Origin of the sequence: Rahnella woolbedingensis (genome assembly GCF_003602095.1) — a bacterium.
Lineage (GTDB): Bacteria > Pseudomonadota > Gammaproteobacteria > Enterobacterales > Enterobacteriaceae > Rahnella > Rahnella woolbedingensis.
In genome coordinates this window covers 57,943-80,195 of record NZ_RAHH01000015.1, presented here as the reverse complement: position 1 = coordinate 80,195, position 22,253 = coordinate 57,943, and the positions used below count along the sequence as shown (strand labels likewise).

Sequence of the window (22,253 nt, the reverse complement as noted above, 5' to 3'; positions counted from 1 at the left end):
CGCCGGATCACAATACTTTACTCAAAAATTCGCGGGTTCGCGGATTTTCCGGTGCGGTAAACAGTTGCGCCGGTGGCCCCTGTTCCTGAATCACACCCTGATCGATAAACACCACGCGGTCGGCCACTTCACGAGCAAAGCCCATTTCATGCGTGACGATCACCATCGTCATGCCTTCGAGCGCCAGCTGTTTCATTACCGCCAGCACTTCGCCGACCAGTTCCGGATCCAGCGCCGACGTAGGTTCATCGAAAAGAATGATCGACGGTTCCATTGCCAGCGCACGGGCAATCGCCACGCGCTGTTGCTGACCGCCGGACAAACTGGAAGGCCAGGCGTCGATTTTGTCGATCAGACCGACTTTTTGCAGCAGCTTTTCGGCACGCGTTACCGCTTCAGTTTTCGATAAACCTTTCAGCGACATCGGCGCCATAATCAGGTTTTCCAGCACGGTCATGTGCGGGAACAGATTAAAGCGCTGGAACACCATACCGACGCCGGAACGCAGCGTATTCAGATTGGTTTTCGGGTCGTGCACTGCAAAACCATTGACCACCACTTCGCCACCGTTGGGCTTTTCCAGCGCATTCAGGCAGCGCAGAAAGGTGCTTTTACCGGAGCCGGAAGGCCCGATAATACACACCACTTCTTTCTCTGCGACATCACAGGAAATGCCCCGCAACACGTGGGTTTCGCCAAACTGTTTCTGTAAATCCTTAACGTGAATCACTTTTGCCAAACCTCTTTTCCATGTGTTGAACCAGTAGCGAGAGCAGGAAAGTCAGAACCCAGTAAACCAGTGAAATGGTCAGGTAGGGTTCCCAGTAGGTGGCGTAAGCGCCGGAAACGGTACGTGCAGCATACGCCAGATCAGCAAGGCCAATCGCGGACGCCAGCGAGGAATCTTTCACAATCGCGATGGCGTTATTACCCAGCGGCGGCAGAATACGGCGGAACGCCTGCGGCAGGATAACCTTGCGCATCGTTTTGCCCCAGCCCATACCCAGCGCACGGGAAGCCTCCATCTGACCGTTGTCGATCGACTGAATACCCGCACGGAAAATCTCGGAAACATAGGCTCCGGCGTTCAGGGTAATCGCCACCACGCAGGATAAAAATGCGCCGTAATCGGAGCGCAGCGCACGGGCTAAATCTGAAGACATCAGGCCGTTCACCACTAAAATGCCGTCACGCGGATTAATAAACAGCGGCACTAAGGCAAAGTGAACCACCATGATCTGCACGAACAGCGGCGTGCCGCGAAAGGCACTGACGTAAATGCGCACCGGCCATTGCACGGCAAAACGCAAAACGTGTTTCCACGGGCCGTCATCGGCGCGGGCCATCCTTCCGAGCCCCAGTAACAGACCCCATGTGGTGCCTAAAATCACACAAATGATGGTGCATTTGATGGTCATCAGCGCGCCCTGCACAAACAGCGGCGCGTATTCTGAGATTATCTCCCAGCGAAATCCGGTCATACCTGTCCTTGTTCAGGGGCGTTTTACCGCCCCTGCTTCACGTTGTGTTTAATCGAAATATTTAGTTGGCGGGAAGGGTCGGTACGTTCTTATCAAACCAGGTTTCGTAGATTTTGGCGTAAGTGCCGTCAGCCACGATTTTCTTCAGACCAGCGTTGATTTTACCCAGCAGCCCGGTGTTGTCTTTGGCAACCGCAATACCGAAATACTGACGTTCGAATTTCGCATCAGGTACCAGTTTCAGCGCTTTTTCAGGATGGGATTTAATGTAGTACTTCACCACGCCCACATCACCGACAGCCGCGCCGATACCCTCTTCAGCCAGTTCCTGCAACATCAGAGGGGTGTTATCAAAGCGTTTGATATCAGTGCTGTTTTTGCCCAGTTCATTGGACACCACAATATCGCCGGTGCTGGAGTTCACCACGCCGACTTTCTGCCCTTTCAGCGCAGCCACAGAATCTACTTTGGAATCTTCAGGCACCACGATGGACTGTTCTGCCGGGAAATACGGCGCGGAGAAAGCCACCATCGCTTTACGCTTATCGGTAATAGTGATGCCGGAAATAATGATGTCACGATCACCGGAATTCAACGTCGCAAAAATCCCTTCCCACGGCGTGTTAACCAGTTTGATGTCAAAATCTTCGGCTTTGGCAATAGCTTTGATGATGTCGATATCAAAACCTTCCAGCTGTTTCTGGCTGTTTTCATATTCGAACGGACGGTATGTGCCGCCGGAACCGACGACGTAAGTGGTCTGCGCGGCATAAGCAGATGTGATTAATGAAGAAAGCAGGCACCCGGTGAAAATTAACGACTTAAGCATGGTCACTCCTGTTTGATTGTTATTTTATGCAGTTAATTTGCATAAAAATACACAAATTGACGAAGTGCTTCAACTGAAAATTGTCGCAAATGACACGAGGGACCTGTGGCGAAGTGAATCGCAGACTCCTCCGAGTTCCCTGTAAGAGCGTTCATCTCTCCCGTGGGATCAGGTATATTGATACGCAGATCACAAAAATCCCTTAAAGGAAAACGTCGTATTATGAGTTATCGTTTCACCCTGGCTGCTGTAGCAGCCGTTTTAGCCCTGACAGGATGCGCAAAAACGAAAACCGCCGACCAGGCACCGGCTTTCGATTTTGGCTCTACGCGGGTGACCGTGACACACATCCCGACGAAAACCGACGATGGCACCAAACTGTATGTCACTATTGATGACAAAGATGCCGGTGCGCTGGGAACTGGCGAGAGCATGGAAGTCCAGCTTCCGGAAGGTAAACATAAAGTCGGCGGCTATGCCCGTTCACTGATTGGCCGCGTCACTATCGCGCCGGTCGAAGTGGCAACATCGCGCGATGTTATCAGCCACGTGACCTATTCTGTGGCTAATCTCAAACCGACATTCCTGGTGCGGGCATCAACACCTGTACCGAAGCCGAAGTCTGAATCGATTCCGGCAGAACCGGTTCCGTCCCTGCCAAAAGACATTGAAGCACCGGCAGCCGCCGAACAATCGCAGGCTTCTGCGGCACCGGCCACTGCAACACCGGCGACGACTCAGGCGACGCAAGCTGCCGCACCGGTAACGACTCAGCAAACGTCGGCAACTGCTGCAACGTCGGCAACAACGCCAGCGCCAGCCGCAACCCCGCCGACGCAAACCGCTACGCCTGCAACTCCGGCGGCGACTCAGCAGACACAAACTGCTGCGCCAGCCACGCAGACACCGGCCGTTACCGAGCTGACGCCAACCCCTTCGTCGCAAACTTCACAGGCGACGCAAGGCTCGACCACGCCGGATATCACTGACCTGACTTCCGCGCCGCAAGCGTAATTTGCTTTCCCCGCCTCACCGGCGGGGAAAGTCCTCAGAATTTCACTATCGCACCCAGCTCAATCACCCTGTTCGGGGGAATATGATAATGCTCCGGCGCACGCAGAGAGTTACGCTGCAACACCTGGAACAGTTTCCCGCGCGCTTTTAAATACCACGGACGGGGCTCTCCCAGCGTAAAAGTATCCCGCGACATAAAGAACGACGTCTCATTCATCGTACATTTCAGCCCTTCCAGCCCGCAGCGGTAGAGAATATCCGTCACATTCGGCGTTTCCCGCCAGCCATAACTGGCGATGACCCGCCAAAAGCTGGGTGAGAGTTGTTCGATGGTGACGCGCCGCACGTTGTGGATGTAAGGCACGTCCTCGGTCACCACGGTCAGCAGCACCACACGCTCGTGCAAAATTTTGTTGTGTTTAAGATTGTGCAGCAGCACCAGCGGCACTTCATATTGCCCGCGTGACATCACCACCGCCGTGCCCGGCACGCGTTTCGGCGGCGCTCTTTCCAGTGAGGCGATAAGTGCCTCCAGCGCTTCCGGATCCTGTCGCAGGCGGCGCAACAGGCGCGAACGCTCGGTTTTCCAGGTCAGCATAATCAGCAGAATGGTCAGCCCGATCGCCACCGGCAGCCAGCCGCCGGAGAACAGTTTGGTTAAGTTGGCGGCAAACAGCGGCACGTCAATCAGCAGCAGCGCCGCCATCATCAGCCCGCCAGCCCAGGTTTTCCATCCCCAGTTTTTGATCATCACAATGCCAATCAGTACCGAAGTAATGACCATCGTGCCGGTGACCACAATCCCGTACGCCGACGCCAGATTGCTGGAATGTTTAAAGCTGACGATGGCAATCAGCACCGCGAAATACAGCAGCCAGTTGACGACAGGAATGTAAATCTGACCGGATTCCACATCGGAGGTATAAATGATGCGCATCGGCGGCAGATAGCCCAGGCGTACCGCCTGACGCGTCAGCGAGAACACGCCGGAAATCACCGCCTGCGAGGCAATCACCGTCGCCAGCGTGGCCAGTATCAGCAGCGGGATCAATGCCCAGTCCGGAGCGAGCAGGAAGAACGGATTCACAATGGCTTCGGGTTTGCTGAGCAGCAACGCGCCCTGCCCGAAGTAATTCATCACCAGCGAAGGCCCGACCAGCACAAACCAGGCAATGCGGATCGGTTTTTTACCAAAATGTCCCATGTCGGCATACAGCGCTTCGCCACCGGTTACCGACAGCACCACCATGCCAAGGGCAAAGAACGACACGGTTTTGAATTCCACAAAGAAATGCAGCGCCCAGTACGGATTAAGTGCCTGTAATACATCGGGATTACGCAGTATACCGCCAATCCCCAGCGCACCTATGGTGATAAACCACAGCACCATGACCGGCGCAAAGATTTTGCCCACGCTGCCGGTGCCATTTTTCTGAATAAAAAACAGCAGCGTCAGCACGGCAATCGAAAACGGAATGATAAACCGGTCGAGCGACGGCTCAATAATCTCCAGCCCTTCAATCGCCGAAAGCACCGATATGGCGGGCGTGATCACCCCGTCGCCGTAGAAAAAGCTGCCGCCCACCAGCCCGATAAACATGATAGCCGGGATCCAGCGCGGGTTAATATTACGGATTGCCAGCGACATCAGAGTCAGAATGCCGCCCTCGCCGTCGTTGTCGGCGCGCATCACAAAGCTGATGTATTTCACCGACACCACCAGCATCAGGAGCCAGAATATCAGCGACAGAAAACCGAATAACGCACTTTGGGTCACGGCGATGCCCGCTTGTCCGGTCAGGCATTCACGCAGGGTATACAGCGGGCTGGTACCGATATCGCCATAGACGACACCAATACACGCCACGGTCACAGTCAGCAGCGATGATTTATTTTTTGTATGCTTCATGAGTGGCTTCGCAATCTCTCGGTACGACATGTGTCGCCCCATTGACAGAGTATAGTCGCTACATTTACTTCATTTCATTAACAAACCGTTATCTTTTGCGGCAAAGAATTTAGAATGTTGAAAGGAGATGGCGGGAACGGACGGAGGGTTAAAACGGGCGACCTGATGCCGCCCGCAAAGATGATTGCAGAGAAAATTATCGCAGACGAAGCGTCTGCCCTTTTTCGGCGGAAAGCTGGCCGAGTTCGATTAATTCCATCACCGCAATGGCGTCAGCAGCGGTCACCGGATTCTCGCCTTTGCCCTGAATGGCTTCGGCGATGGCATGATAATAGGCCGGATAGTTACCCGGTAATGTCGGGCAGACTGATGTGGTCATCTGATCGCTTTCTGCCAGCGTCAGTACGCCATCACGCGCATCATGACCCCAGTTTTCAGCAGGTGGACGAGCGCCGGCTTTCAGATTATCTTCCTGTGGATCCAGACCATATTTCACGTAACTTCCGCGCAGGCCGTGCACCTGAAAACGTGCAGATTCTGCCGCCACCAGCATGCTGCCGTGCAGTACGACGCGGCGCTGCGGATAAGACAGTACAGCGTGGAAGTAATCGGTGGTCTGGCCGCCGGGACGCAGTTCCGCCATATCCACCTGAATTGCCGACGGCGCACCAAACAGCTGCAAAGCCTGATCGATAATGTGCGGCCCGAGATCGTACCAGATGCCGCTGCCAGCCCCTTTCATCTCGCGCCAGCGCTGACGAACTTCAGGACGGAAGCGGTCAAAATGCGATTCCAGATAACTCACTTCGCCCAGCGTTCCGTCGGCAATCAGTTTCTTCAGTGTCAGGAAATCGCTGTCCCAGCGGCGGTTATGGAATACAGAAAGCAACAGCCCTTTGGATTTAGCCAGTGCATCAAGCTCTTTAGCCTGTGACAGTGTCACGGTAAAAGGCTTATCGACGATCACATGTTTTCCGGCATTGAGCGCGGCCTGCGCCAGCGGGAAATGCGTATCGTTAGGTGTTGGGATCACAATCAGATCCAGCATCGGGTCATCGAACAAACTCTGCGGATCCGCCACCACCTGCATTCCCGGCCAGTCGGCGTGTACTTTGGTGGAATCACTGCTCGATACTGCCGCCAGTTCCATTTCAGACATTCCCGCAATCAGCGTGGCATGAAACGTTTTGCTGGCAAAACCGTAGCCTGCCAGCCCGACCCGAATCTTTTCACTCATCATCAGTCCTCTTTTGAGATCACCTTTTCGCAACATTGTAATCGATTACTTTATGCAAAGTAAAAGCGTTCCTGAGGCAAAAGGCACACGGCGTCACTGCTGCTACGCACAAAAAATAAATTCTCCCGTCGATCAGCCAGATACTCTTTTTTGCCGCTGACGGGCTTGATCCATGTCCCGTCAGCATGAATACTGTATATAAAACCAGTACCACGAGAAATGAGCATGATTTTGAATACCCCCGCAGAACATCTGCAAAAAATTACCCTGCCGTTATTCCTGGATCGCGTACCTTGCGGCTTTCCCTCTCCGGCACAGGATTATGTGGAATCGCGGATCGATCTGAACAAGCTGCTGATCGCCCATCCCAGCGCGACCTATTTTATCCGCGTCTCCGGCCATTCGATGAGCGATGCCAACGTCAACGAAGGCGATTTACTGGTGGTGGACAGCGCACTGACAGCGGTTGACGGCGATATCGTGGTCGCGGCGGTGGACGGTGAATTCACGGTGAAAAAATTGCGCACTCACCCGGTACTCCAGCTGGTTCCGATGAATCCGAACTATTCCCCGATCACTTTTCAGGATGAAGAATCGCTGGAGATATTTGGCGTGGTGACATTTATTGTTTACGCCGCGCGGTGAGGGAGAGCGAGCCTTTGCAGGGGGGGAACTGCACAATAATACCGGCTCGCGATAAATCGTTATGATGATTGATATTTTTCATTCCTGCCGCTGCCATTTTCAGCAATTCGCGGGCATTTCAACCAAATATAGCCTGTGCTAACATTCTTAACCGATACTATAACACATTGAAAGTTATGGTTTTTTTATTTTAAGTTCTGTGGCAAACTGCGCGCATCTTTTAATAAACAGCCTTTTTTCTTCCCGAAGGCCTGACTGGTCCGTTTTATGCAACTTTATACAATCCTCATTCTGGCGTTCGGCATGTCCATGGATGCGTTCGCAGCGGCAATCGGCAAAGGCGCGTCACTGCACCGTCCGCCATTGAAAGAGGCAATACGTACCGGACTTATTTTTGGTGTGATCGAAGCCATTACGCCGGTGATCGGCTGGGGTATTGGTCTGGCGGCCAGCCAGTTTATTATGAACTGGGATCACTGGGTGGCCTTCACCCTGCTGCTGATACTCGGTATCCGCATGATTGTGGAAGCCTTTAAAAAAGACACCGCAGAAGAGACTGAAGCGCCGCGTCGCCACGGTTTCTGGCTGCTGGTCACCACCGCTGTCGCCACCAGTCTGGATGCGATGGCCGTCGGCGTAGGACTGGCGTTCCTTCAGGTGAATATTCTGGTGATGGCACTGACGATTGGCGCGGCCACCACCATTATGGCAACGTCCGGTATGCTGCTGGGCCGTTATCTTGGCGCGGCGATTGGCAAATGGGCGGAGATCCTCGGTGGCGTGGTGCTGATTGGCATCGGTACTTCGATTCTGGTCGAACATCTTGGGCTGTTAAACTAGAGCCCTGCACCCAGATTGAAATAGAGCGCCTGTTCGTTGTCACTGAATGCCACGTCAATACCGGTATAAAGCCCGAACTGGCGTGCAATCAGATAACGGAACCCCCCGCCCCATGCCACTTCCGTTTGTTCATAAAGACTCCCGGCTGTTTTCCCTGCGCTCCCCGCACCGGTAAATGCCTGCACTATCCAGCGCGGCGTGACCTGCCACTCCAGCTGGGTCTGCACCGTACTGACATAGTCCCCCTGATACCGGTAACGGGAAATCCCGCGCAAATTGATGTAGGGCCTTGCCATCGGCGGAAGGTGTTTGTCATGGCGCGACAACGACTGATAATTCCCGGCCACCACCAGCGTGAAATCTGTGCCCAGCGGGTAGAAATAACGCCCGTCGATATTGAGCAGGTCATAGCGATAATCACCGCCGAGAAAATGGGTGTAAAACTGGTATTCACCGGTCAGCGACAGCCCTTTGCGAGGGTAGAAGAAATTATCAGTAGAATCGTACTCCGCCACCAGCCCGACGCCGGAAGTGGTACTCGATTCCCCCAGCACCTGCTGAAAGACACGGTTTACCAGGGGATTGTCGTCGGCGGAAACTTTCATATGGGCATAAAACTGGGAAACACCGACGAACACCGGCGTATCAGCGACCCGGAACTGGAGTTTCTGCATCCCGCCGTAGCCGCGTGTGGTGGTATTAATGCCCTTACCGTTGCCAAAACCAGCGATGTTACCGGAATAAATATCCAGATTGATATCGGCATAACCCACTGCGCCCAGATAACGGATGCTGTCGTCATTCCAGGTATGGCGGTGACCGCCTCCCGCAAACCAGGTGCCATTTTGCGTACCGCCGCCGCCCAATGCGCTCATCGCCGCCGGGACGTGCGGTTTAAGCGGATCGGCGTTTTTATCTTCCCCGGTATCATGCAAAAACAGCCCGAATAATCCGCCGCCGTAACCGACAGCCGGTTCGGTGATCACCACCGGAACCGGCAGAAATCCATAACGGTTTTCCCGCAGATAATCGCTCATATCCAGCATATCGTCGGTGGGGTCAATCAGCTCCGCGGCGTTGGCCTGCGCCATTCCCAGCAGAAACAGCATCAGTCCGCTACAGCTTATTTGCGCTAACCGCCGCAAAGGTATCGTTCTGCATTCGGACATACCTTTTCTCCGTTTACTTATGCAGCTGCTGTAACTGGATCTGGTCGGCATATTTCGCCTTTTCCGCCAGTGCCGGAAACTGTGCTGGCGTGTAGAAGTGAGCGGGCGCTTTCAGACCGCGCATATCGTTACCCGGATAAATTTGCAGCTGCCCGAGGTGCGCCAGAGAATGTCCCGCGACTTTTTCCGGCATGATCAGCTGGTAAGGCGGCGTTTTCTCGAAAGGGACCGGTGTGGGATAACGGGTATCGCTCAGAATGTAATTACGGTTCAGCACCAGAAACTTATCTGGCACGCGACGATGGCTGTTCCACCAGACGCCATCCACCTCATGAAACTGACGCTCAGTTTCGGCTTCACTCACCGCACCCAGTTGGGTCAGCGTGCTACGCAATGCTTTTTCCATCGCGGCGTTATATTTTTCGGTCGTTCCGGCGTTTCCCTGCAAGATAACGTTAATCGCCAGTCGGGCGCCCAGAAGGTTGGAATAGAGATCTTCCGGTGAAAATGCCGAGACTTCTTCTGAAAAACCTTTTACCGACTGGAAACCATACCACTGGGCGATTTCATGCCATTGCGCCAGCTGGAATGCCAGATGCCCCGCCAGCCAGGCGGCCAGCGTATAACGCTCTGCCGGAGAAGACGGCGGTGTAAAGCGTTTGAGCTGAATGCGCCGCAGCCCCAGTTCCTCGCTGTAAAACAGGCGCCAGTCACTGCCGAGGCGCGGGTAGATCCGGGTAAAAAGATAGAACGTGTTATCCGCCGTGTCACGCACATGGGCAATATCAATAAAACCGCCCCGCCGGGTGTAGATCAGCCCGCTTTTCTCTTCGCTTATTCCGACAATATTTTTCACCGCAGCCAGTGCGCTGTCGTTGTAAAGGTGCGAGCCCAGTGTCTCCACCGACAGCACGTTACCAATCTGGTAAACCGGCACCGGCACACCAATAGCACGAACGTGCAGGTCATAACCGAAAGCACAGCACGGACGCAGGGACTCCGGCGCTTCGAGATGTCGCGCCACCGGCCATGCGCGGGTTGCGGACTCCACGGGTAAAATGTCCCCGGTCGGAATTTGTGCGTAGCTTAGCGGCGCCAGGCCGAGTAACAAGGCCCACAGGTAAATGCGTTTCAAAAGGCCTCCGCAATCTGAAAATAAAATCCGGTGCTGTCGCGACCAAAACCGAGATCCAGACGAACATTCATGTCCGGCTTCACTTCGAAACGGTAACCCGCGCCAGCGTTAGGCAATATCGGATGGGAATTCAGGTCACCCGGTTTATCGCCCAGCGCCCCCGCCCCGACCCACAATACATAACCATTGCGCCAGTTGAGTTTTTTACGGTATTCAAGCTGGGTGCTGACCACGTCTTTATCGCGATACTGCCCCTGATAATAACCGCGCAGACGGCGGTCATCACCGGCTTCTGAAAGCTGATCCCACGGCACATCTCCCTGAGAGAAACGCCCCCAGAGGTCAAACGCCAGCACCTCTGTGTCACTGAGCGGCTGATAGTGGTTGTACTGCAACTGCAACGCAGTGAAATGGGTATCGGACCCAATGGCCGGATCAAAAACGCTGTATTCGGCACTGAAAAACTGGCCGTGCTGCGGACGGGTGATCACATCGCGGGTATCGTAATTCACCGCTACGGTGCCGCCGGAACTGAGTGACGTGGTATCTGCGCCATAACGCTCAAACACATCGTTTGGAGCCGGATCATCAACGTCTGCATGGATGGTTGAAAAATTCCAGCCCACACCGCCGTATAAATGGTCTGCCAGCCGGTAGAAAATCTGCGGATGCAGGCGCAGCGTATTCTCTGTGTACTTCATCTCATCTCCCTGTGCCGCGTCATAGCCAACCCCCCAGAAGCCGGTGGGAATTTTGGCCAGTGATCCATCGACAAATAGCCGCCACTGGTCGTCACTGAAAAATGTGTAATTGGTCAAACCCAGTCCCAGTGCGCCACTGGTACTGACAAAACCGGTAAAGGAAATAGAGGAGTTTTGTGTGACTTTATCGGCAGGATCGACACGATAAACCCCCGCGACGGCCGTTCCGAGCCCCAGCTTGAGTTCCGGTGTGTAAAACGGCCCCGGCAGAACGCTCCAGTTCACGCCTTTGCTGGCATCGAAATGGTTATCTGCACCGAGTTTATTGAGGAAACCGTCAATTTCCTCATGCGTCAGTTCTTCAGCATTCAAAGGTGCCGCCATCAGACTCAGTAATGCGCTCAGTAATAATCCAGCTTTGTTCATCAGAAGCGATATTCACCCGCCAGGAAGAAACTGTTGCGGTCGTTGAAACCGATTTCCGACAGCACGTTGAAGTTTTGCGTGATTTCATACTGTGCGCCGATGAGCATATTCCACGGCGAATTAAGATGTTGTTTGACGTCAAACCGACCGTCATCGTCCTGATTGACGGTCGAGATCAGCGGCTGGAGTTCCGCAGGCATATGCAAATCGGAAAGCTTACCTTTAAATTCCTGCTGCACGTCCTGATACATGCTGCCGACCCAAAGACTCAGGTGCGAAGGCCCGGCCACGCCCGGCAGTGTAAACCGATACCCCACGCGAGGTGACACTGTCACAGCTGAAATACTGCCGTCGAGGATATCAAAATCGGTGCGGGTATAGTTGGTATCGACCAGCGTAAACCAGTTGCCATAGCCACCCGCCAGGGTGAAGCCGGTGCCAATGGTTCTACCCTGAAAATCGAGTGTAAAATCAATATCCTTTAAATCTCCGCTGCGGTTCAGACTATGCACTGAGGAAGCGATAACACGGTCGAGACCGGTATAGCGCGACGGATCCGCATCCACTGAAACATTCGAAACCGATGAGCCTTTGGTGTACCCGAGCAACCCGTAGACATTCAGGAAAGGAAACACCCACATATCGAGGCGCAGGTTTTCCGTCTGGCTGCGTTCGCGGGTTTTAGCGACATCAATATTAAACATATCGGAAGGGATCGGGTGCGATCCCAACTTCAGGCCGGAGAAAGTAATACTGTCGACATCGACGTTCTGGCGCATGTTCATGTAGCTGAGATTGACCCCAAACGGCAGAGGAATGGAATAGCCACGCGCGCGCGCCTCATCGCCCCAGATAGGAAAAGTGCGACCATCGCTGCCAGAATCTTTTACATCGCTTCCCCCTGTCGTATCTGCCATGGCTTGTGGTGCCCACCACAAACACAGAACGACCAGGAGTTTTTGTGTTCCGTTGAACCTGTTCATATTGTTCTTCCGCCCTTAAGTTCACGGTTTTCACAGAGAATCATTTGAAAGGAGGCTAAAGCCCCCGATAAATCAATATCTTGCCGTCACTGCCTTCCTGAGTGACGGACTGCACAAAATCGATGATCCTGGATTTTGTGTCGGAATCGTTCCACGAAAGAAGAACGGCTGAAGAGTCAGAGACGACATACACGGACTGGCAGGCGAGAAGGATAAGCAGGAAAAATGCTGCGGTTAAACGCGATAATCCTCCGCCTTCATGGCCGGAAATGCGGACAAAATGATTCATCTCTGGACCCTGATAAAACGTAAAGAACACACTCAGCGCAAACTATGTGCGCGATTTATGCCTTCGGAGGCACGTTAAGTCATCACAATTCTCGCCAAACAGGCAAAGAACTGAGTTTTTTCATCGGGATGATGCTTCGCTAAAGGCTAGTCACGAAGTAAAATTTTTTCTAGCAAACAGACACATCTTTTTATTTTTTGTGAGAGTTTATTTGCCCTTAGGGGTTTGCTTTCCCCTCAAAAACGACTTACCTCCCTGTTCATCAAAACCTTCTGCCTAAATCAGGCTTTATGGCAATGATGGTGGAACGCTGAAATTTGGCAACGGTATCCTTAATTTTTATTCTGTTAATTTGTTTAAAAATAAACAAATTATCCCCTCAAGCCCCGTGCTGTTGCCCTGCAACTGTTCGAACCTACCGTATAGCCCTCACCGCTGAAAACCACATATGGCCTGTTAATTCAAAACGTAATCTGACGTTTCAAAGCATTACTATACAGAATTTAACTTAACACCCATCAATAAATGCAGTGATCGCCACAGTTAACAAAGTAACTTTCAGGCGAACGAGGGTCGCGCGCGGCGCAGATTATCTTCACGCACAAAATCAATGAACGCCTGCAAAGGCGCGGGGATCAGGCGGCGGTCGTTGTAATAAAGCCACGGGCCGGAGAACGACAGCCACCACGGTTGCAAAATGGGCTCCAGTTTTCCGCTGGTGATGGCGGGCCGCAGCCACTCTTCGAACAGATAAATAATTCCCGTCCCTGCGATCGCCGCCTCTACCGCCAGATCTACCGCACCACCGACGCTGACCACCAGCGGACCGCTTACCTGCACGCTGAGCGTTTCACCTTCGTGCTCGAATTCCCAGCCGGGCATGATGCCGCTGGCATAGCGCCCGCGCAGACAGCGGTGCGGGATCAAATCCCGCGGATGCGACGGTCTGCCGTATTCATTAAGATAATCCGGCGACGCCGCCGCGGCGTAGCGCTGAATACGCGGGCCGATGGGGATCGCCACCATGTCCTGCTCCAGACGTTCGTCATAACGGATACCGGCATCACAGCCATCACGAAACACATCCTGTACATTACTTTCGGCGATGATTTCCAGCTGAATGTCAGGAAAGCGCCGCAGAAACTCCGGCACCAGCGCAGGCAAAACCAGCCGCGAGGCACTGACCGGAACATTCAGACGCAGTACGCCGCCCGGCGTGTGGCGGTATCGGTTGAGCGCATCCAGTGCCGCATTCACCTCATTCATGGCGGGCAGCAGCCGCTCAATCAATGCCTTACCCGCTTCGGTCAGCACCACGGTGCGCGTGGTACGATGAAATAACCGGATGCCGAGCTGCTGTTCGGCGCGACGTACCGCGTCACTCAGCCGGGACGCATTGCTGCCGGTAACCCGCGCCGCCTCACGAAATCCACCGGCTTTCGCCACCTCAACCACCGCGTGCAACAGAGCGATATCCATCGGCATTGTGCGTAACCTCGTACAGTTTGTCCTGATTTCACCGGATAGTTGCACAGCCAGCGCACCGCTACAATCAATGAACACTTATCAAGGAGAATCCCATGTCACACCCCTCAATGACTTATCGTCTCGGCGACCGCGAAGTATCACGTTTAGGTTACGGTGCCATGCAGCTGGCGGGGCCGGGTGTTTTTGGTCCGGTAAAGGATGAAGCCCGCGCGATTCAGGTATTGCGCGATGCTGTGGCAAGCGGCGTAAGTCATATTGATACCAGCGATTTTTACGGCCCGCACGAAACCAATAAGCTTATTAAAAAAGCCCTGCATCCTTACGCCAGCAACCTGTGCATCGTCACGAAAGTTGGCGCGCGCCGGGATGAAAAAGGAGGCTGGTTAACGGCTTTTACGCCGCAGGAACTGGTCAGCGCGGTGGAAGACAACCTGCGCAATCTGGGACTTGAGGCAATGGAAGTGGTGAACCTGCGCAGCATGCTGGATATTCATCAGCCGAAAGAAGGATCACTGGAACCGCAACTGGAGGCGATGATTAAGCTGAAAGAACGCGGTTTGGTCCGTCATATTGGCCTGAGTAATGTCACGGCAAAACAGGTAGAAGACGCACAAAAACTGACGCCGATTGCCTGCGTGCAAAATATGTATAACCTGGCCAACCGCCATGACGACGCGCTGGTGGATACACTGGCAGCTCAGGGCATCGCCTACGTGCCCTTCTTCCCGCTGGGCGGATTTTCCCCGTTGCAGTCAACGCAACTTGATGAGGTCGCCGCGGACTTACAGGCCACGCCGATGCAGGTCGCACTGGCCTGGCTGCTACGACGCTCGCCGAACATCCTGCTGATCCCCGGCACGTCATCGCCGGAGCATTTGCAGGAGAATCTGGCCAGTGCGCGTCTGAATTTATCTGATGACGTGATGAAAAAGCTGAACGGGATGAACTGAAGAACTGGTGAACTGGGTCCTCAGAAATGAGGACTCAGTATTTTAAATATCAGCGGTGCGGCGACTGCCTGCGCTTCCACTCCTCGGCCACATCGCCCAGAGTTTTAGGGCTCTCATTGCGGATCCAGGCCATAAAATCACGATCGAACCGAAAATCATCCCCGCACTGCTCAATCATGAAACGCCGGACATTCTGGGTGTTCTTGTAATCTTTATCCACGCGCGTAGTACGTGTCAGTAATGCGCTGTGCCAGTCGATTTTCATCATTCACGCTCCGGTAACGGCAAATAGGGCAAACGACATAAAGATTAAATGAGGCGCCCGCCCTTTTCTATATCGTCACTGCATGAATAGTCGCCTGAGACATCGGGTGATCTCATCCTTGACTCTACAGGTCATGTCTATACACGAGAGTCTGCTACCTCAGAGATTACTTTGTCCCCTTCCATTACGCATCCGGACGAGGTGACAACATTAGCCGCTGAACGCTGCCAGATAATCAGGATGAGTACGCAAATAAATGAGATCGCCGATAAAACGGAATAAAACAAGGCAAGTGGCCACCACTGCCCATTACTGTTCCCTGCAATGAGTGTCCCGATAAAAGGTGTCGTCCCCCCAATCAATGCGCCGCATGTCTGATAAGCGAGGGATATGCCGGAGTAACGTTGCCTGACTGGAAAAACACTCACAACGTATCCCGCAATCACCGCGTAAAATGCAGAAGAGAATATCTTAGCCAGCGAGATACCAAGAATGATGTATCCACTCTGTTGTGTCTCAACCAGGGTAAACATGATGTATGGCACCAGCATGCTACCGCCAGAAGCAATGAGCAGAAAAGTGCCGGTTCCAACCTTATCAGAAAGCCAGGCTGCAATGGGCTGGTTGATCAACTGCACTATCGCCACAATGGACAGACACCCCAGAATAACCGAGCTATCCAACCCTAAAAATTGCGTGGTGTAGGCAATCATAAACGTGTTAGTGAAATATGCCGATGAGATGCCAATCGTACAGGCCCCCATCACCAGTAAGACTTTAGGCCAGGACTCACGTAATACCACACGTACCGGTGAAGGCAATTTCTGTGCATCCTCAGCGATTTTGTCTGATTGAAATTCAGGGGATTCGTTCACGCCCCGACGAATAATAAATGCCACTATTAATAACAGCAGGCTGCCGATAAAGGGCAGTCGCCATCCCCAGCTATATAAATCTTCGTCTGGCAAACTGCTGATATAGCGAAAGGCGAGTAACGCGAGAATAAGCCCGGCGGGGCTGCCCAGCTGGGCGAAAGAAGAATAAAAACTTTTCTTCCCCTCAGGTGCGTGTTCATTGGCCAGCAATACCGCCCCGCCCCATTCACCGCCGACAGCAATCCCCTGGAGGATCCTCAGCAAAACAAGTAAAACAGGCGCCAGTATTCCCGCTTGCTCATAGGAGGGAAGTAAACCAATTCCGACCGTCGCACCGCCCATTAACACAAGCGTCATTACGAGTGCAGGCTTTCGCCCTACGCGATCGCCAATGTTACCGAAAATAATCCCTCCTAGCGGACGGGCAAAAAAGCCTACTGCAAGGGTCGCGAAGGAAGAAAGTATCCCGATAACGGGCGTTGTCTCAGGGAAGAACACATGGTTGAAAATCAGGGCTGATGCAGTGGCAAAGATATAAAAATCAAACCATTCAATCAGCGTACCAAGAAAGGAACCCAGCGCCGCCCTGGTCGGCTGGCGCTGGAAATGCGATGTTTTTGCAGGGTAAGCCATACTTATTCCTCGTGTATTTAGAAATTATTATCACGCCAGAAATATGCGTTTACGTAGGTTGTTGAGCATTGACTGTTAGGGCTTAAATGACGGAGATGACAGACGGTGAGCACCACGGCTTGTTCAGCGCTTCACAGGCGTGCGCAAATTTAAGTAACGCCAGCTCATCCCGATAACGGCCAACTATCTGAATCCCGACGGGGAGACCATCCGCAGTAAATCCACAAGGAATGGAAATTGCCGGATGTCCGGTCAGAGTTATCAATGAACAGGAGTTCATCCATTCGATGTAATTACTCATCGGCTCGCCATTGATGTTTTCAACAAACTCCTGTTCAACGGGGAATGGCAGGGTCTGACTGACGGGGGTAACAAGAAAATCCCATTGGTTCAGCAGTACCCTCGTGTCCTGAAACAGCCGGGCCCGCACCGCTTCCGCTTCAATGACATCCTCAGCCGAAAAATCCTGAGACAGTTCAATATTCCATACCAGGCTTCGCTTCATCTGATGACGATGCTGTTTAAGTAATGCACCGAAACTGCCTGCAAAGGTCAGCGAACGCAAAACCTGAAAAGCACGAGCTGCACCAGAAAATGAAGGTTCCGCGTAATCAACGGCCTGCACCATTCCGGCAATTCTTTTCACCCCTTCTTCAGTGATCTTTCTAACTTCCGGAGAGACAGGCAACCCACCGAGATCGGCGCTGAATGCGACGCGCGTCTGCCTGAAGTCGGCATCCAGCGAAACCCGAAAATCACTTCCTGGCGTGGGAATAGAAAGTGGGTCACGCGGGTCGGGGCCAGCAATAACACTCAGCAAAAGCGCAACATCAGCGACAGTACGTCCCATCGGCCCCGCCACTCCCAGTTGCCCAAAACTGTTGCTGTTGGGCCACAGAGGTACCCGCCCTGCAGAAGGGCGAAGTCCGACAACGTTGCAGAAACTGGCCGGATTACGCAGAGAGCCGCCCATATCTGAGCCATCGGCGAGAGACACCATCCCGGTAGCCAATGCCACTGCTGCTCCCCCACTGCTGCCCCCGCAAGTGAGCGCCGGGTTGTACGGGTTACGTGTGCAACCAAAGATCTTATTGAAGGTCTGAGAGCCAGCGCCAAACTCTGGCATGTTGGATTTGCCTACGCTGATAGCGCCTGCCTGGATCTGGCGGCTGACAATGAGTGAATTTTCCGCAGGAATATGGTCGGCATAAATTTCTGATCCCCAGGTAGTTCGCATTCCCTGGGTCAGAAAACTGTCTTTATGTGCCACCGGCAAACCGTGAAGTGGCCCCAGAGATTCTCCCTGTGCTTGCTGGCGATCGGCTGCATCGGCCATTTTTAATGCCCTGTTGGCATCTACTGTTACCAATGCATTCAGATGTGGATTGACCCGTTCTATTTGCGCAAGGCTGGCGGACACCAGCTCACGTGATGACAATTGCCCTTTACGGATCTCTTGCGTAAGTTCACATGCCGAACGGCTTACTAATTCGCTATTCTGTTTCACCGACATTCTATCTCGCTATAAGTATTGCATTGCAATACTTAGTATTTAAAGTGAGACTAAGCTATACGGACGGATCACTTTATGGTCAATAAGTGGTAGGTTTTTTTGTCCAGGATTATGAGCAGGTTCAAAAAATGAGCATTTCAAACGAAAAAAGAGTTCATCCCCAATTCATAGAATCTATTGAGAAAGGCATGCGGGTGCTGGAATTGTTTCGTGACGGGCGTAGTACGGTCGGTCTTACAGAACTGGTCGAGGGATGTGATATAACCAAAAGTGCCGCCCAGCGATTAACACACACCTGGTGCGAACTGGGATATCTGGTTAAGGATGAGCAGACGCGGCGTTATAGTCTTACCCATAAAACACTGGAGCTGGGCTTTCTCTACCTGAATGCAAGCCCTCTAATCACCCGCGCCATGCCAATCCTTAAGCTAATCAGGGACAAATATGATGTTACAGTCAACCTGAGTTTATTGAGCGGCGCCGATATCGTTTATATCGCCCGTCTTCCGGGGCCTGGACAAACGGTTACTGAAATGCTGCCAGGCCGGCGCATGCCAGCATGGAGTACCTCTGCGGGCAGGGTACTTTTATCTACGCTGGCAGATGATCAGATCCAAAATATCCTGGCAACCACCTCGCGGATTCGTTATACGGAAAAAACACAGTGTGATTCAAATATTCTCTTCCAGGAGATCAAACTGGCTCAGAAGCAGGGATATGCGATGACTCTTGAACAAATTATGGTTGGGCAGTCGGGTATTGCAGCGCCTGTGCGCAATGTTCATCACCAGATTGTTGCCGCCGTTAATATCACAACCCGAATCAGCCAATGGCCAACAGAGCGCATCAATGAAGAACTCCTACCGTTATTGATGACAGCCACTCAATCCGGCATCGTCTGAGCAGACGGGATCCGCAAACCGGGGATCAGTCACTGTTGGTCAGATCCTCTCAGTTTAAAGATTGCTTCTGGCATAAAGCTACAAACTGGAGAACCAAGGGGAGTTTGAGCGAGAAGCGAAAATCGCTACTCATAGTAGAATCCCCATCATTAGGGGGTTCCATGTACAGTGATGTAAAAAACCACGCTGAGCGGTAGCAAAAATCGATGTTGATACGCCCTGGTCTCAAAACGTCCAAAAACGATATTTGTTACCGCTTTATTGCCCCAAATTGCAGTCTCATAAGTTTTGATATTTCAGGCTGTTAGATTCTTAACGTAGTTTCCCGCGCGGTTGACTCTCAACCCCCTTAGTAAACAAGTAGGGTTGAAAACATCAAAGCATTTTTAAAGTGTTATCTAGCCAGGCAGGGAGATTTTCTCTGTACCAGTTGAGATAGAACTGAAAATCACTTTTCTGCCGTTCATTGAGCAGTACGACTACCTCGGTAACAATCCATGCTTTAACAATCGCAATTTCTTTAGCTAAATCATTAGGATTATAATTACGCGATATGCAGGTATAGCGTTCAGCAAACTCAATAAATTTTTGTTTAGAACCCATTCCCTTTATAAGTGGGGCAAGGTCAATAGCCGGGCTACCAGTGCTGAATCTTTCCCAGTCGAAAAGAACAAAATCACCCTCCTCCCTTTTTCCCCAATTACCCGCATTACTGTCGCCTGAAATTAAGCACTGACCGCTAAACAGAACATCACTTGCCTGCTGAAAGCACCGTAACTGTTTTGCTGCTCTGCCCGGTAATGCCAAAAGTATGAGAGATTTTTCGAGGGCTGCTTCTGACCAGGCGTGATTGTGATAAACCCAAGAAGGGTCAGGTCGATAGCCATGTAAGCGAGACAGAATTGACAACACTTCATCTCGTCCCACTTCGTCCTGATCAACGTGGTGTGGGATATATTCCAGTCTTAACCTGCGTGTAGACGGATCGGCAAACAACATCTTGGGTGTGGAAATGTCTACTTGAGCGAGATGCCTGGCTGCGTGTTGATAAAAATTAAACTCGACATCACTGACAGGAAATTTTTCGATCACCTGATGACCTGTTTCATCCACCAAAAGCGTCACTTTGGCAGTACCCATGCGTGATAAATTATCAGCAGACATCCATCTTGCCTTTAACGTTGGTCGATTAATGAATTCAGAGGAGTTTGAGTTTAGCGCAATCTGCAAGTCATGTAGCCAGATCGCCTCTCTATTGTAAGCAAATTGTGAAATGTAGAACGTCTGCACTTGGCACTTAGCAATCACAGCGAAGCTGCAACAAGTCTGCTAAGTGCCAGAAGGCAGACCTTGACGCCACATTAGCGCAATGTGACAGAGCAAAACAGAAAAATACAAGGCTGGAAATTCGGATGTATAGCTGTATATTTAAACAGTTATTCATACAGCTAAATAGGACATTTGAAATGAATTGCACTGTTGAAGAGATAAGTATTGAGATTAGTGAAAATGCTGATGCGGAACAATCATTGCCCATTGAAGAAGGGCTTAATGATTTCAACGATTTAATGACGGGAATCAGTGACCGTAAGCCATTATCTGTATTAATAAAATCAACCAAAACTGGTGAAGTACTGGGAGGAATGCAGGGACGTTCGTCACTGGGCCTCCTTTTCATAGATCTTTTCTATCTTCCCCCAGAGCTGCGCAGAATGGGGCTTGGTACAGATATTCTTAATCGCTTCGAGGATGAAGGGCGAAGAAGAGGCTGCTCTGCTGCATTTTTGTATACGATAAGCTTTCAAGCTCCTGATTTTTACAAAAAGCACGGTTGGGAAGAGTTTGGGCGTATCAGCTGCGAGCCGGAAGGAACAAGCCGGATATTTATGAAAAAAACCTTATAAAATCCAATTTTCTCATTCAACTGGGTTGTCCGCTATTCGCACTTAGCTGCCCTCTGCCAGATTAAATACAGGGTTAACGAGGGGCATTTTCCGTTTACGAAGCGGACTCATATAACGCTTCTAAAAGCCGGTCAGGGCTCTTCCAGGCTATCCTCAGGGCCGGAGCACCACGTGAAAATGGCATTTCAGAGGTAGCTTGCTCGACAATGTCCCCCCCAAGCCTTTGATAAAATGCGATGGCTCGTGAGTTATCTTCGAATACCCAGAGATAGATTGGCGAGTCAGCATCCTTTTCCATAATCCATTGTGCGGCTTTTTGCAGCAATGCTTTTCCTGTACCCTGGCCTCGTGCGGTGGCGCTGACATGAAGACTGTCAATGTAAGTTCCCCATACAGCATCCTCCTTCAGCTTGACGCAAATAAAACCTGTCAATTCACCCTGATTGTCCATGACAAATATGGTCTGATCTTTTCTTGCTACAGTAAGTTCCGATTGCCAGTGATTGCGTCGTTCCCCTTCTGCAAAATTTTCTAAAAACTCAGGGTCAAGTATATTGCCATAGGCATCACGCCAGCCGCAGATATGTATCTGCGCTACCCGGTTTGCGTCCCCAGCGTCTGCTTTTCTAATAAGATTGGATTTCAATGTGCCTCCCTTTTTAATTAGATATTCAAAAATAAAAATTCCAACCAGAGGATGTGAAAATAACACCGTATTTACTGAATTAATGTTAAATCTGCAAACATAGTAACCCTAAGTTTTTTTGTGCATCAGGCTGTCGCCAGCTCATTTCTTTTCACTAGTTTTTTGCCGCTCACCATCATCATGGTTGTCGTTATCCCATTGCATAAGATCATACAACATCGTAGGGACCGCTTGGAAAAGAGTATCCTACACTAAGCCTGTTTTTAAGCAGACATAACAGGCAGCTTTGAGCGAGGTATAGTCATTCGCACCCTGAGAATTACACTTTTAAGTGATTCAGGGTATGCGCTTACTGGTTACGAATATTGAGCGAGAATCATGCGATGATCGCCGCTTTTCTTTCGAGCCAGTAGGTGCTC

At 51.8% G+C, this 22,253-nt stretch carries 22 protein-coding genes; 6 read left to right on the top strand and 16 right to left on the bottom strand.

What is annotated here, in order from left to right:
* Positions 1 to 7: 7 nt before the first annotated feature.
* From D6C13_RS14090 to D6C13_RS14080, 3 genes are all read right to left on the bottom strand, one after another.
* A complete protein-coding gene (locus D6C13_RS14090; RefSeq protein ID WP_120133415.1) occupies positions 8 to 730 on the bottom strand; it encodes an amino acid ABC transporter ATP-binding protein in 723 nt (240 codons plus the stop codon).
* Entirely contained in the window at positions 717 to 1,481 is a 765-nt protein-coding gene (locus tag D6C13_RS14085; RefSeq protein WP_120133352.1) for an amino acid ABC transporter permease, read from the bottom strand. The genes D6C13_RS14090 and D6C13_RS14085 overlap by 14 nt, the downstream gene beginning before the upstream one ends.
* A gap of 61 nt (positions 1,482 to 1,542) precedes the next feature.
* Positions 1,543 to 2,310 (bottom strand): basic amino acid ABC transporter substrate-binding protein, encoded by a 768-nt coding sequence (locus D6C13_RS14080; RefSeq protein ID WP_120133351.1) that lies wholly within the window; start codon positions 2,308 to 2,310, stop codon positions 1,543 to 1,545.
* Positions 2,311 to 2,532: 222 nt separating this feature from the next.
* On the opposite strand from D6C13_RS14080, the gene D6C13_RS14075 reads away from it, so the two are divergent.
* Positions 2,533 to 3,324: a hypothetical protein gene (locus D6C13_RS14075; RefSeq protein WP_120133350.1), complete on the top strand. Its 792-nt coding sequence runs from the start codon at positions 2,533 to 2,535 to the stop codon at positions 3,322 to 3,324.
* Between the two features lie 34 nt (positions 3,325 to 3,358).
* Here D6C13_RS14075 and kup read toward each other — a convergent pair whose 3' ends face one another.
* Both kup and D6C13_RS14065 read right to left on the bottom strand, forming a co-directional pair.
* Positions 3,359 to 5,233, bottom strand: a complete 1,875-nt coding sequence (gene kup / locus D6C13_RS14070) for a low affinity potassium transporter Kup (protein ID WP_120133349.1) — start codon at positions 5,231 to 5,233, stop codon at positions 3,359 to 3,361.
* A 196-nt stretch (positions 5,234 to 5,429) separates the two neighbouring features.
* Positions 5,430 to 6,470, bottom strand: coding sequence for an oxidoreductase (locus D6C13_RS14065; protein WP_120133414.1), 1,041 nt, complete (start codon positions 6,468 to 6,470; stop codon positions 5,430 to 5,432).
* Between the two features lie 225 nt (positions 6,471 to 6,695).
* Between D6C13_RS14065 and umuD the strand changes: the two genes are divergently transcribed.
* Complete coding sequence (umuD, locus tag D6C13_RS14060; RefSeq protein WP_120133348.1) at positions 6,696 to 7,115, top strand: translesion error-prone DNA polymerase V autoproteolytic subunit; 420 nt, start codon at positions 6,696 to 6,698, stop codon at positions 7,113 to 7,115.
* Positions 7,116 to 7,382: 267 nt separating this feature from the next.
* Complete coding sequence (mntP, locus tag D6C13_RS14055; RefSeq protein ID WP_120133347.1) at positions 7,383 to 7,955, top strand: manganese efflux pump MntP; 573 nt, start codon at positions 7,383 to 7,385, stop codon at positions 7,953 to 7,955.
* Here the strand turns inward: mntP and D6C13_RS14050 are convergent.
* From D6C13_RS14050 to D6C13_RS14025, 6 genes are all read right to left on the bottom strand, one after another.
* Positions 7,952 to 9,124 carry a BamA/TamA family outer membrane protein gene (locus D6C13_RS14050; RefSeq protein WP_425272716.1) on the bottom strand — a complete coding sequence of 391 codons (1,173 nt, stop codon included), beginning with the start codon at positions 9,122 to 9,124 and terminating at the stop codon, positions 7,952 to 7,954. The two genes, mntP and D6C13_RS14050, sit on opposite strands and share 4 nt — an antisense overlap.
* Before the next feature lie 13 nt (positions 9,125 to 9,137).
* Entirely contained in the window at positions 9,138 to 10,259 is a 1,122-nt protein-coding gene (locus D6C13_RS14045) for a DUF4056 domain-containing protein (RefSeq protein WP_120133346.1), read from the bottom strand.
* Positions 10,256 to 11,386, bottom strand: a complete 1,131-nt coding sequence (locus D6C13_RS14040) for a BamA/TamA family outer membrane protein (protein ID WP_120133345.1) — start codon at positions 11,384 to 11,386, stop codon at positions 10,256 to 10,258. The genes D6C13_RS14045 and D6C13_RS14040 overlap by 4 nt, the downstream gene beginning before the upstream one ends.
* On the bottom strand, positions 11,386 to 12,303 hold the full coding sequence (locus D6C13_RS14035; protein WP_167458030.1) for a hypothetical protein: 918 nt from the start codon (positions 12,301 to 12,303) through the stop codon (positions 11,386 to 11,388). The genes D6C13_RS14040 and D6C13_RS14035 overlap by 1 nt, the downstream gene beginning before the upstream one ends.
* Before the next feature lie 121 nt (positions 12,304 to 12,424).
* Positions 12,425 to 12,658: a hypothetical protein gene (locus D6C13_RS14030; RefSeq protein WP_120133343.1), complete on the bottom strand. Its 234-nt coding sequence runs from the start codon at positions 12,656 to 12,658 to the stop codon at positions 12,425 to 12,427.
* A gap of 558 nt (positions 12,659 to 13,216) precedes the next feature.
* Positions 13,217 to 14,143 (bottom strand): LysR substrate-binding domain-containing protein, encoded by a 927-nt coding sequence (locus D6C13_RS14025; protein ID WP_120133342.1) that lies wholly within the window; start codon positions 14,141 to 14,143, stop codon positions 13,217 to 13,219.
* 95 nt (positions 14,144 to 14,238) lie between these two features.
* Here D6C13_RS14025 and D6C13_RS14020 point away from each other — a divergent pair, with 95 nt between their 5' ends.
* On the top strand, positions 14,239 to 15,096 hold the full coding sequence (locus tag D6C13_RS14020) for an aldo/keto reductase family oxidoreductase (RefSeq protein WP_120133341.1): 858 nt from the start codon (positions 14,239 to 14,241) through the stop codon (positions 15,094 to 15,096).
* 49 nt (positions 15,097 to 15,145) lie between these two features.
* Here the strand turns inward: D6C13_RS14020 and D6C13_RS14015 are convergent, their stop codons facing one another.
* From D6C13_RS14015 to D6C13_RS14005, 3 genes are all read right to left on the bottom strand, one after another.
* Positions 15,146 to 15,361 carry a DUF6434 domain-containing protein gene (locus D6C13_RS14015; protein ID WP_120133412.1) on the bottom strand — a complete coding sequence of 72 codons (216 nt, stop codon included), beginning with the start codon at positions 15,359 to 15,361 and terminating at the stop codon, positions 15,146 to 15,148.
* 137 nt (positions 15,362 to 15,498) lie between these two features.
* The gene (locus D6C13_RS14010) at positions 15,499 to 16,869 is read right to left on the bottom strand and encodes an MFS transporter (RefSeq protein ID WP_120133340.1); all 1,371 of its coding nucleotides are present in this window, start codon (positions 16,867 to 16,869) and stop codon (positions 15,499 to 15,501) included.
* 82 nt (positions 16,870 to 16,951) lie between these two features.
* Complete coding sequence (locus tag D6C13_RS14005) at positions 16,952 to 18,376, bottom strand: amidase (RefSeq protein WP_208642898.1); 1,425 nt, start codon at positions 18,374 to 18,376, stop codon at positions 16,952 to 16,954.
* A gap of 134 nt (positions 18,377 to 18,510) precedes the next feature.
* Here D6C13_RS14005 and D6C13_RS14000 point away from each other — a divergent pair, with 134 nt between their 5' ends.
* Positions 18,511 to 19,284, top strand: coding sequence for an IclR family transcriptional regulator (locus tag D6C13_RS14000; protein WP_120133338.1), 774 nt, complete (start codon positions 18,511 to 18,513; stop codon positions 19,282 to 19,284).
* A 375-nt stretch (positions 19,285 to 19,659) separates the two neighbouring features.
* On the opposite strand, the gene D6C13_RS13995 is transcribed toward D6C13_RS14000, so the two are convergent.
* Positions 19,660 to 20,448: an aminoglycoside phosphotransferase gene (locus D6C13_RS13995; protein ID WP_120133337.1), complete on the bottom strand. Its 789-nt coding sequence runs from the start codon at positions 20,446 to 20,448 to the stop codon at positions 19,660 to 19,662.
* 302 nt (positions 20,449 to 20,750) lie between these two features.
* On the opposite strand from D6C13_RS13995, the gene D6C13_RS13990 reads away from it, so the two are divergent.
* Complete coding sequence (locus tag D6C13_RS13990; protein WP_120133411.1) at positions 20,751 to 21,188, top strand: GNAT family N-acetyltransferase; 438 nt, start codon at positions 20,751 to 20,753, stop codon at positions 21,186 to 21,188.
* 94 nt (positions 21,189 to 21,282) lie between these two features.
* Here D6C13_RS13990 and D6C13_RS13985 read toward each other — a convergent pair whose 3' ends face one another.
* Positions 21,283 to 21,900, bottom strand: coding sequence for a GNAT family N-acetyltransferase (locus D6C13_RS13985; RefSeq protein ID WP_244212694.1), 618 nt, complete (start codon positions 21,898 to 21,900; stop codon positions 21,283 to 21,285).
* Positions 21,901 to 22,253 lie beyond the last annotated feature (353 nt).

Excerpts from the sequence above, each read along its gene's own strand:
- D6C13_RS14085 (WP_120133352.1), bottom strand. The coding sequence starts at position 1,481 with ATGACCGGATTTCGCTGGGAGATAATCTCAGAATACGCGCCGCTGTTT.
- D6C13_RS14080 (WP_120133351.1), bottom strand. The coding sequence starts at position 2,310 with ATGCTTAAGTCGTTAATTTTCACCGGGTGCCTGCTTTCTTCATTAATC.
- D6C13_RS14075 (WP_120133350.1), top strand. The coding sequence starts at position 2,533 with ATGAGTTATCGTTTCACCCTGGCTGCTGTAGCAGCCGTTTTAGCCCTG.
- kup (WP_120133349.1), bottom strand. The coding sequence starts at position 5,233 with ATGAAGCATACAAAAAATAAATCATCGCTGCTGACTGTGACCGTGGCG.
- D6C13_RS14065 (WP_120133414.1), bottom strand. The coding sequence starts at position 6,470 with ATGAGTGAAAAGATTCGGGTCGGGCTGGCAGGCTACGGTTTTGCCAGC.
- umuD (WP_120133348.1), top strand. The coding sequence starts at position 6,696 with ATGATTTTGAATACCCCCGCAGAACATCTGCAAAAAATTACCCTGCCG.
- mntP (WP_120133347.1), top strand. The coding sequence starts at position 7,383 with ATGCAACTTTATACAATCCTCATTCTGGCGTTCGGCATGTCCATGGAT.
- D6C13_RS14050 (WP_425272716.1), bottom strand. The coding sequence starts at position 9,124 with ATGTCCGAATGCAGAACGATACCTTTGCGGCGGTTAGCGCAAATAAGC.
- D6C13_RS14040 (WP_120133345.1), bottom strand. The coding sequence starts at position 11,386 with ATGAACAAAGCTGGATTATTACTGAGCGCATTACTGAGTCTGATGGCG.
- D6C13_RS14035 (WP_167458030.1), bottom strand. The coding sequence starts at position 12,303 with ATGGCAGATACGACAGGGGGAAGCGATGTAAAAGATTCTGGCAGCGAT.
- D6C13_RS14030 (WP_120133343.1), bottom strand. The coding sequence starts at position 12,658 with ATGAATCATTTTGTCCGCATTTCCGGCCATGAAGGCGGAGGATTATCG.
- D6C13_RS14025 (WP_120133342.1), bottom strand. The coding sequence starts at position 14,143 with ATGCCGATGGATATCGCTCTGTTGCACGCGGTGGTTGAGGTGGCGAAA.
- D6C13_RS14020 (WP_120133341.1), top strand. The coding sequence starts at position 14,239 with ATGTCACACCCCTCAATGACTTATCGTCTCGGCGACCGCGAAGTATCA.
- D6C13_RS14015 (WP_120133412.1), bottom strand. The coding sequence starts at position 15,361 with ATGAAAATCGACTGGCACAGCGCATTACTGACACGTACTACGCGCGTG.
- D6C13_RS14010 (WP_120133340.1), bottom strand. The coding sequence starts at position 16,869 with ATGGCTTACCCTGCAAAAACATCGCATTTCCAGCGCCAGCCGACCAGG.
- D6C13_RS14000 (WP_120133338.1), top strand. The coding sequence starts at position 18,511 with ATGAGCATTTCAAACGAAAAAAGAGTTCATCCCCAATTCATAGAATCT.
- D6C13_RS13995 (WP_120133337.1), bottom strand. The coding sequence starts at position 20,448 with ATGTCTGCTGATAATTTATCACGCATGGGTACTGCCAAAGTGACGCTT.
- D6C13_RS13990 (WP_120133411.1), top strand. The coding sequence starts at position 20,751 with ATGAATTGCACTGTTGAAGAGATAAGTATTGAGATTAGTGAAAATGCT.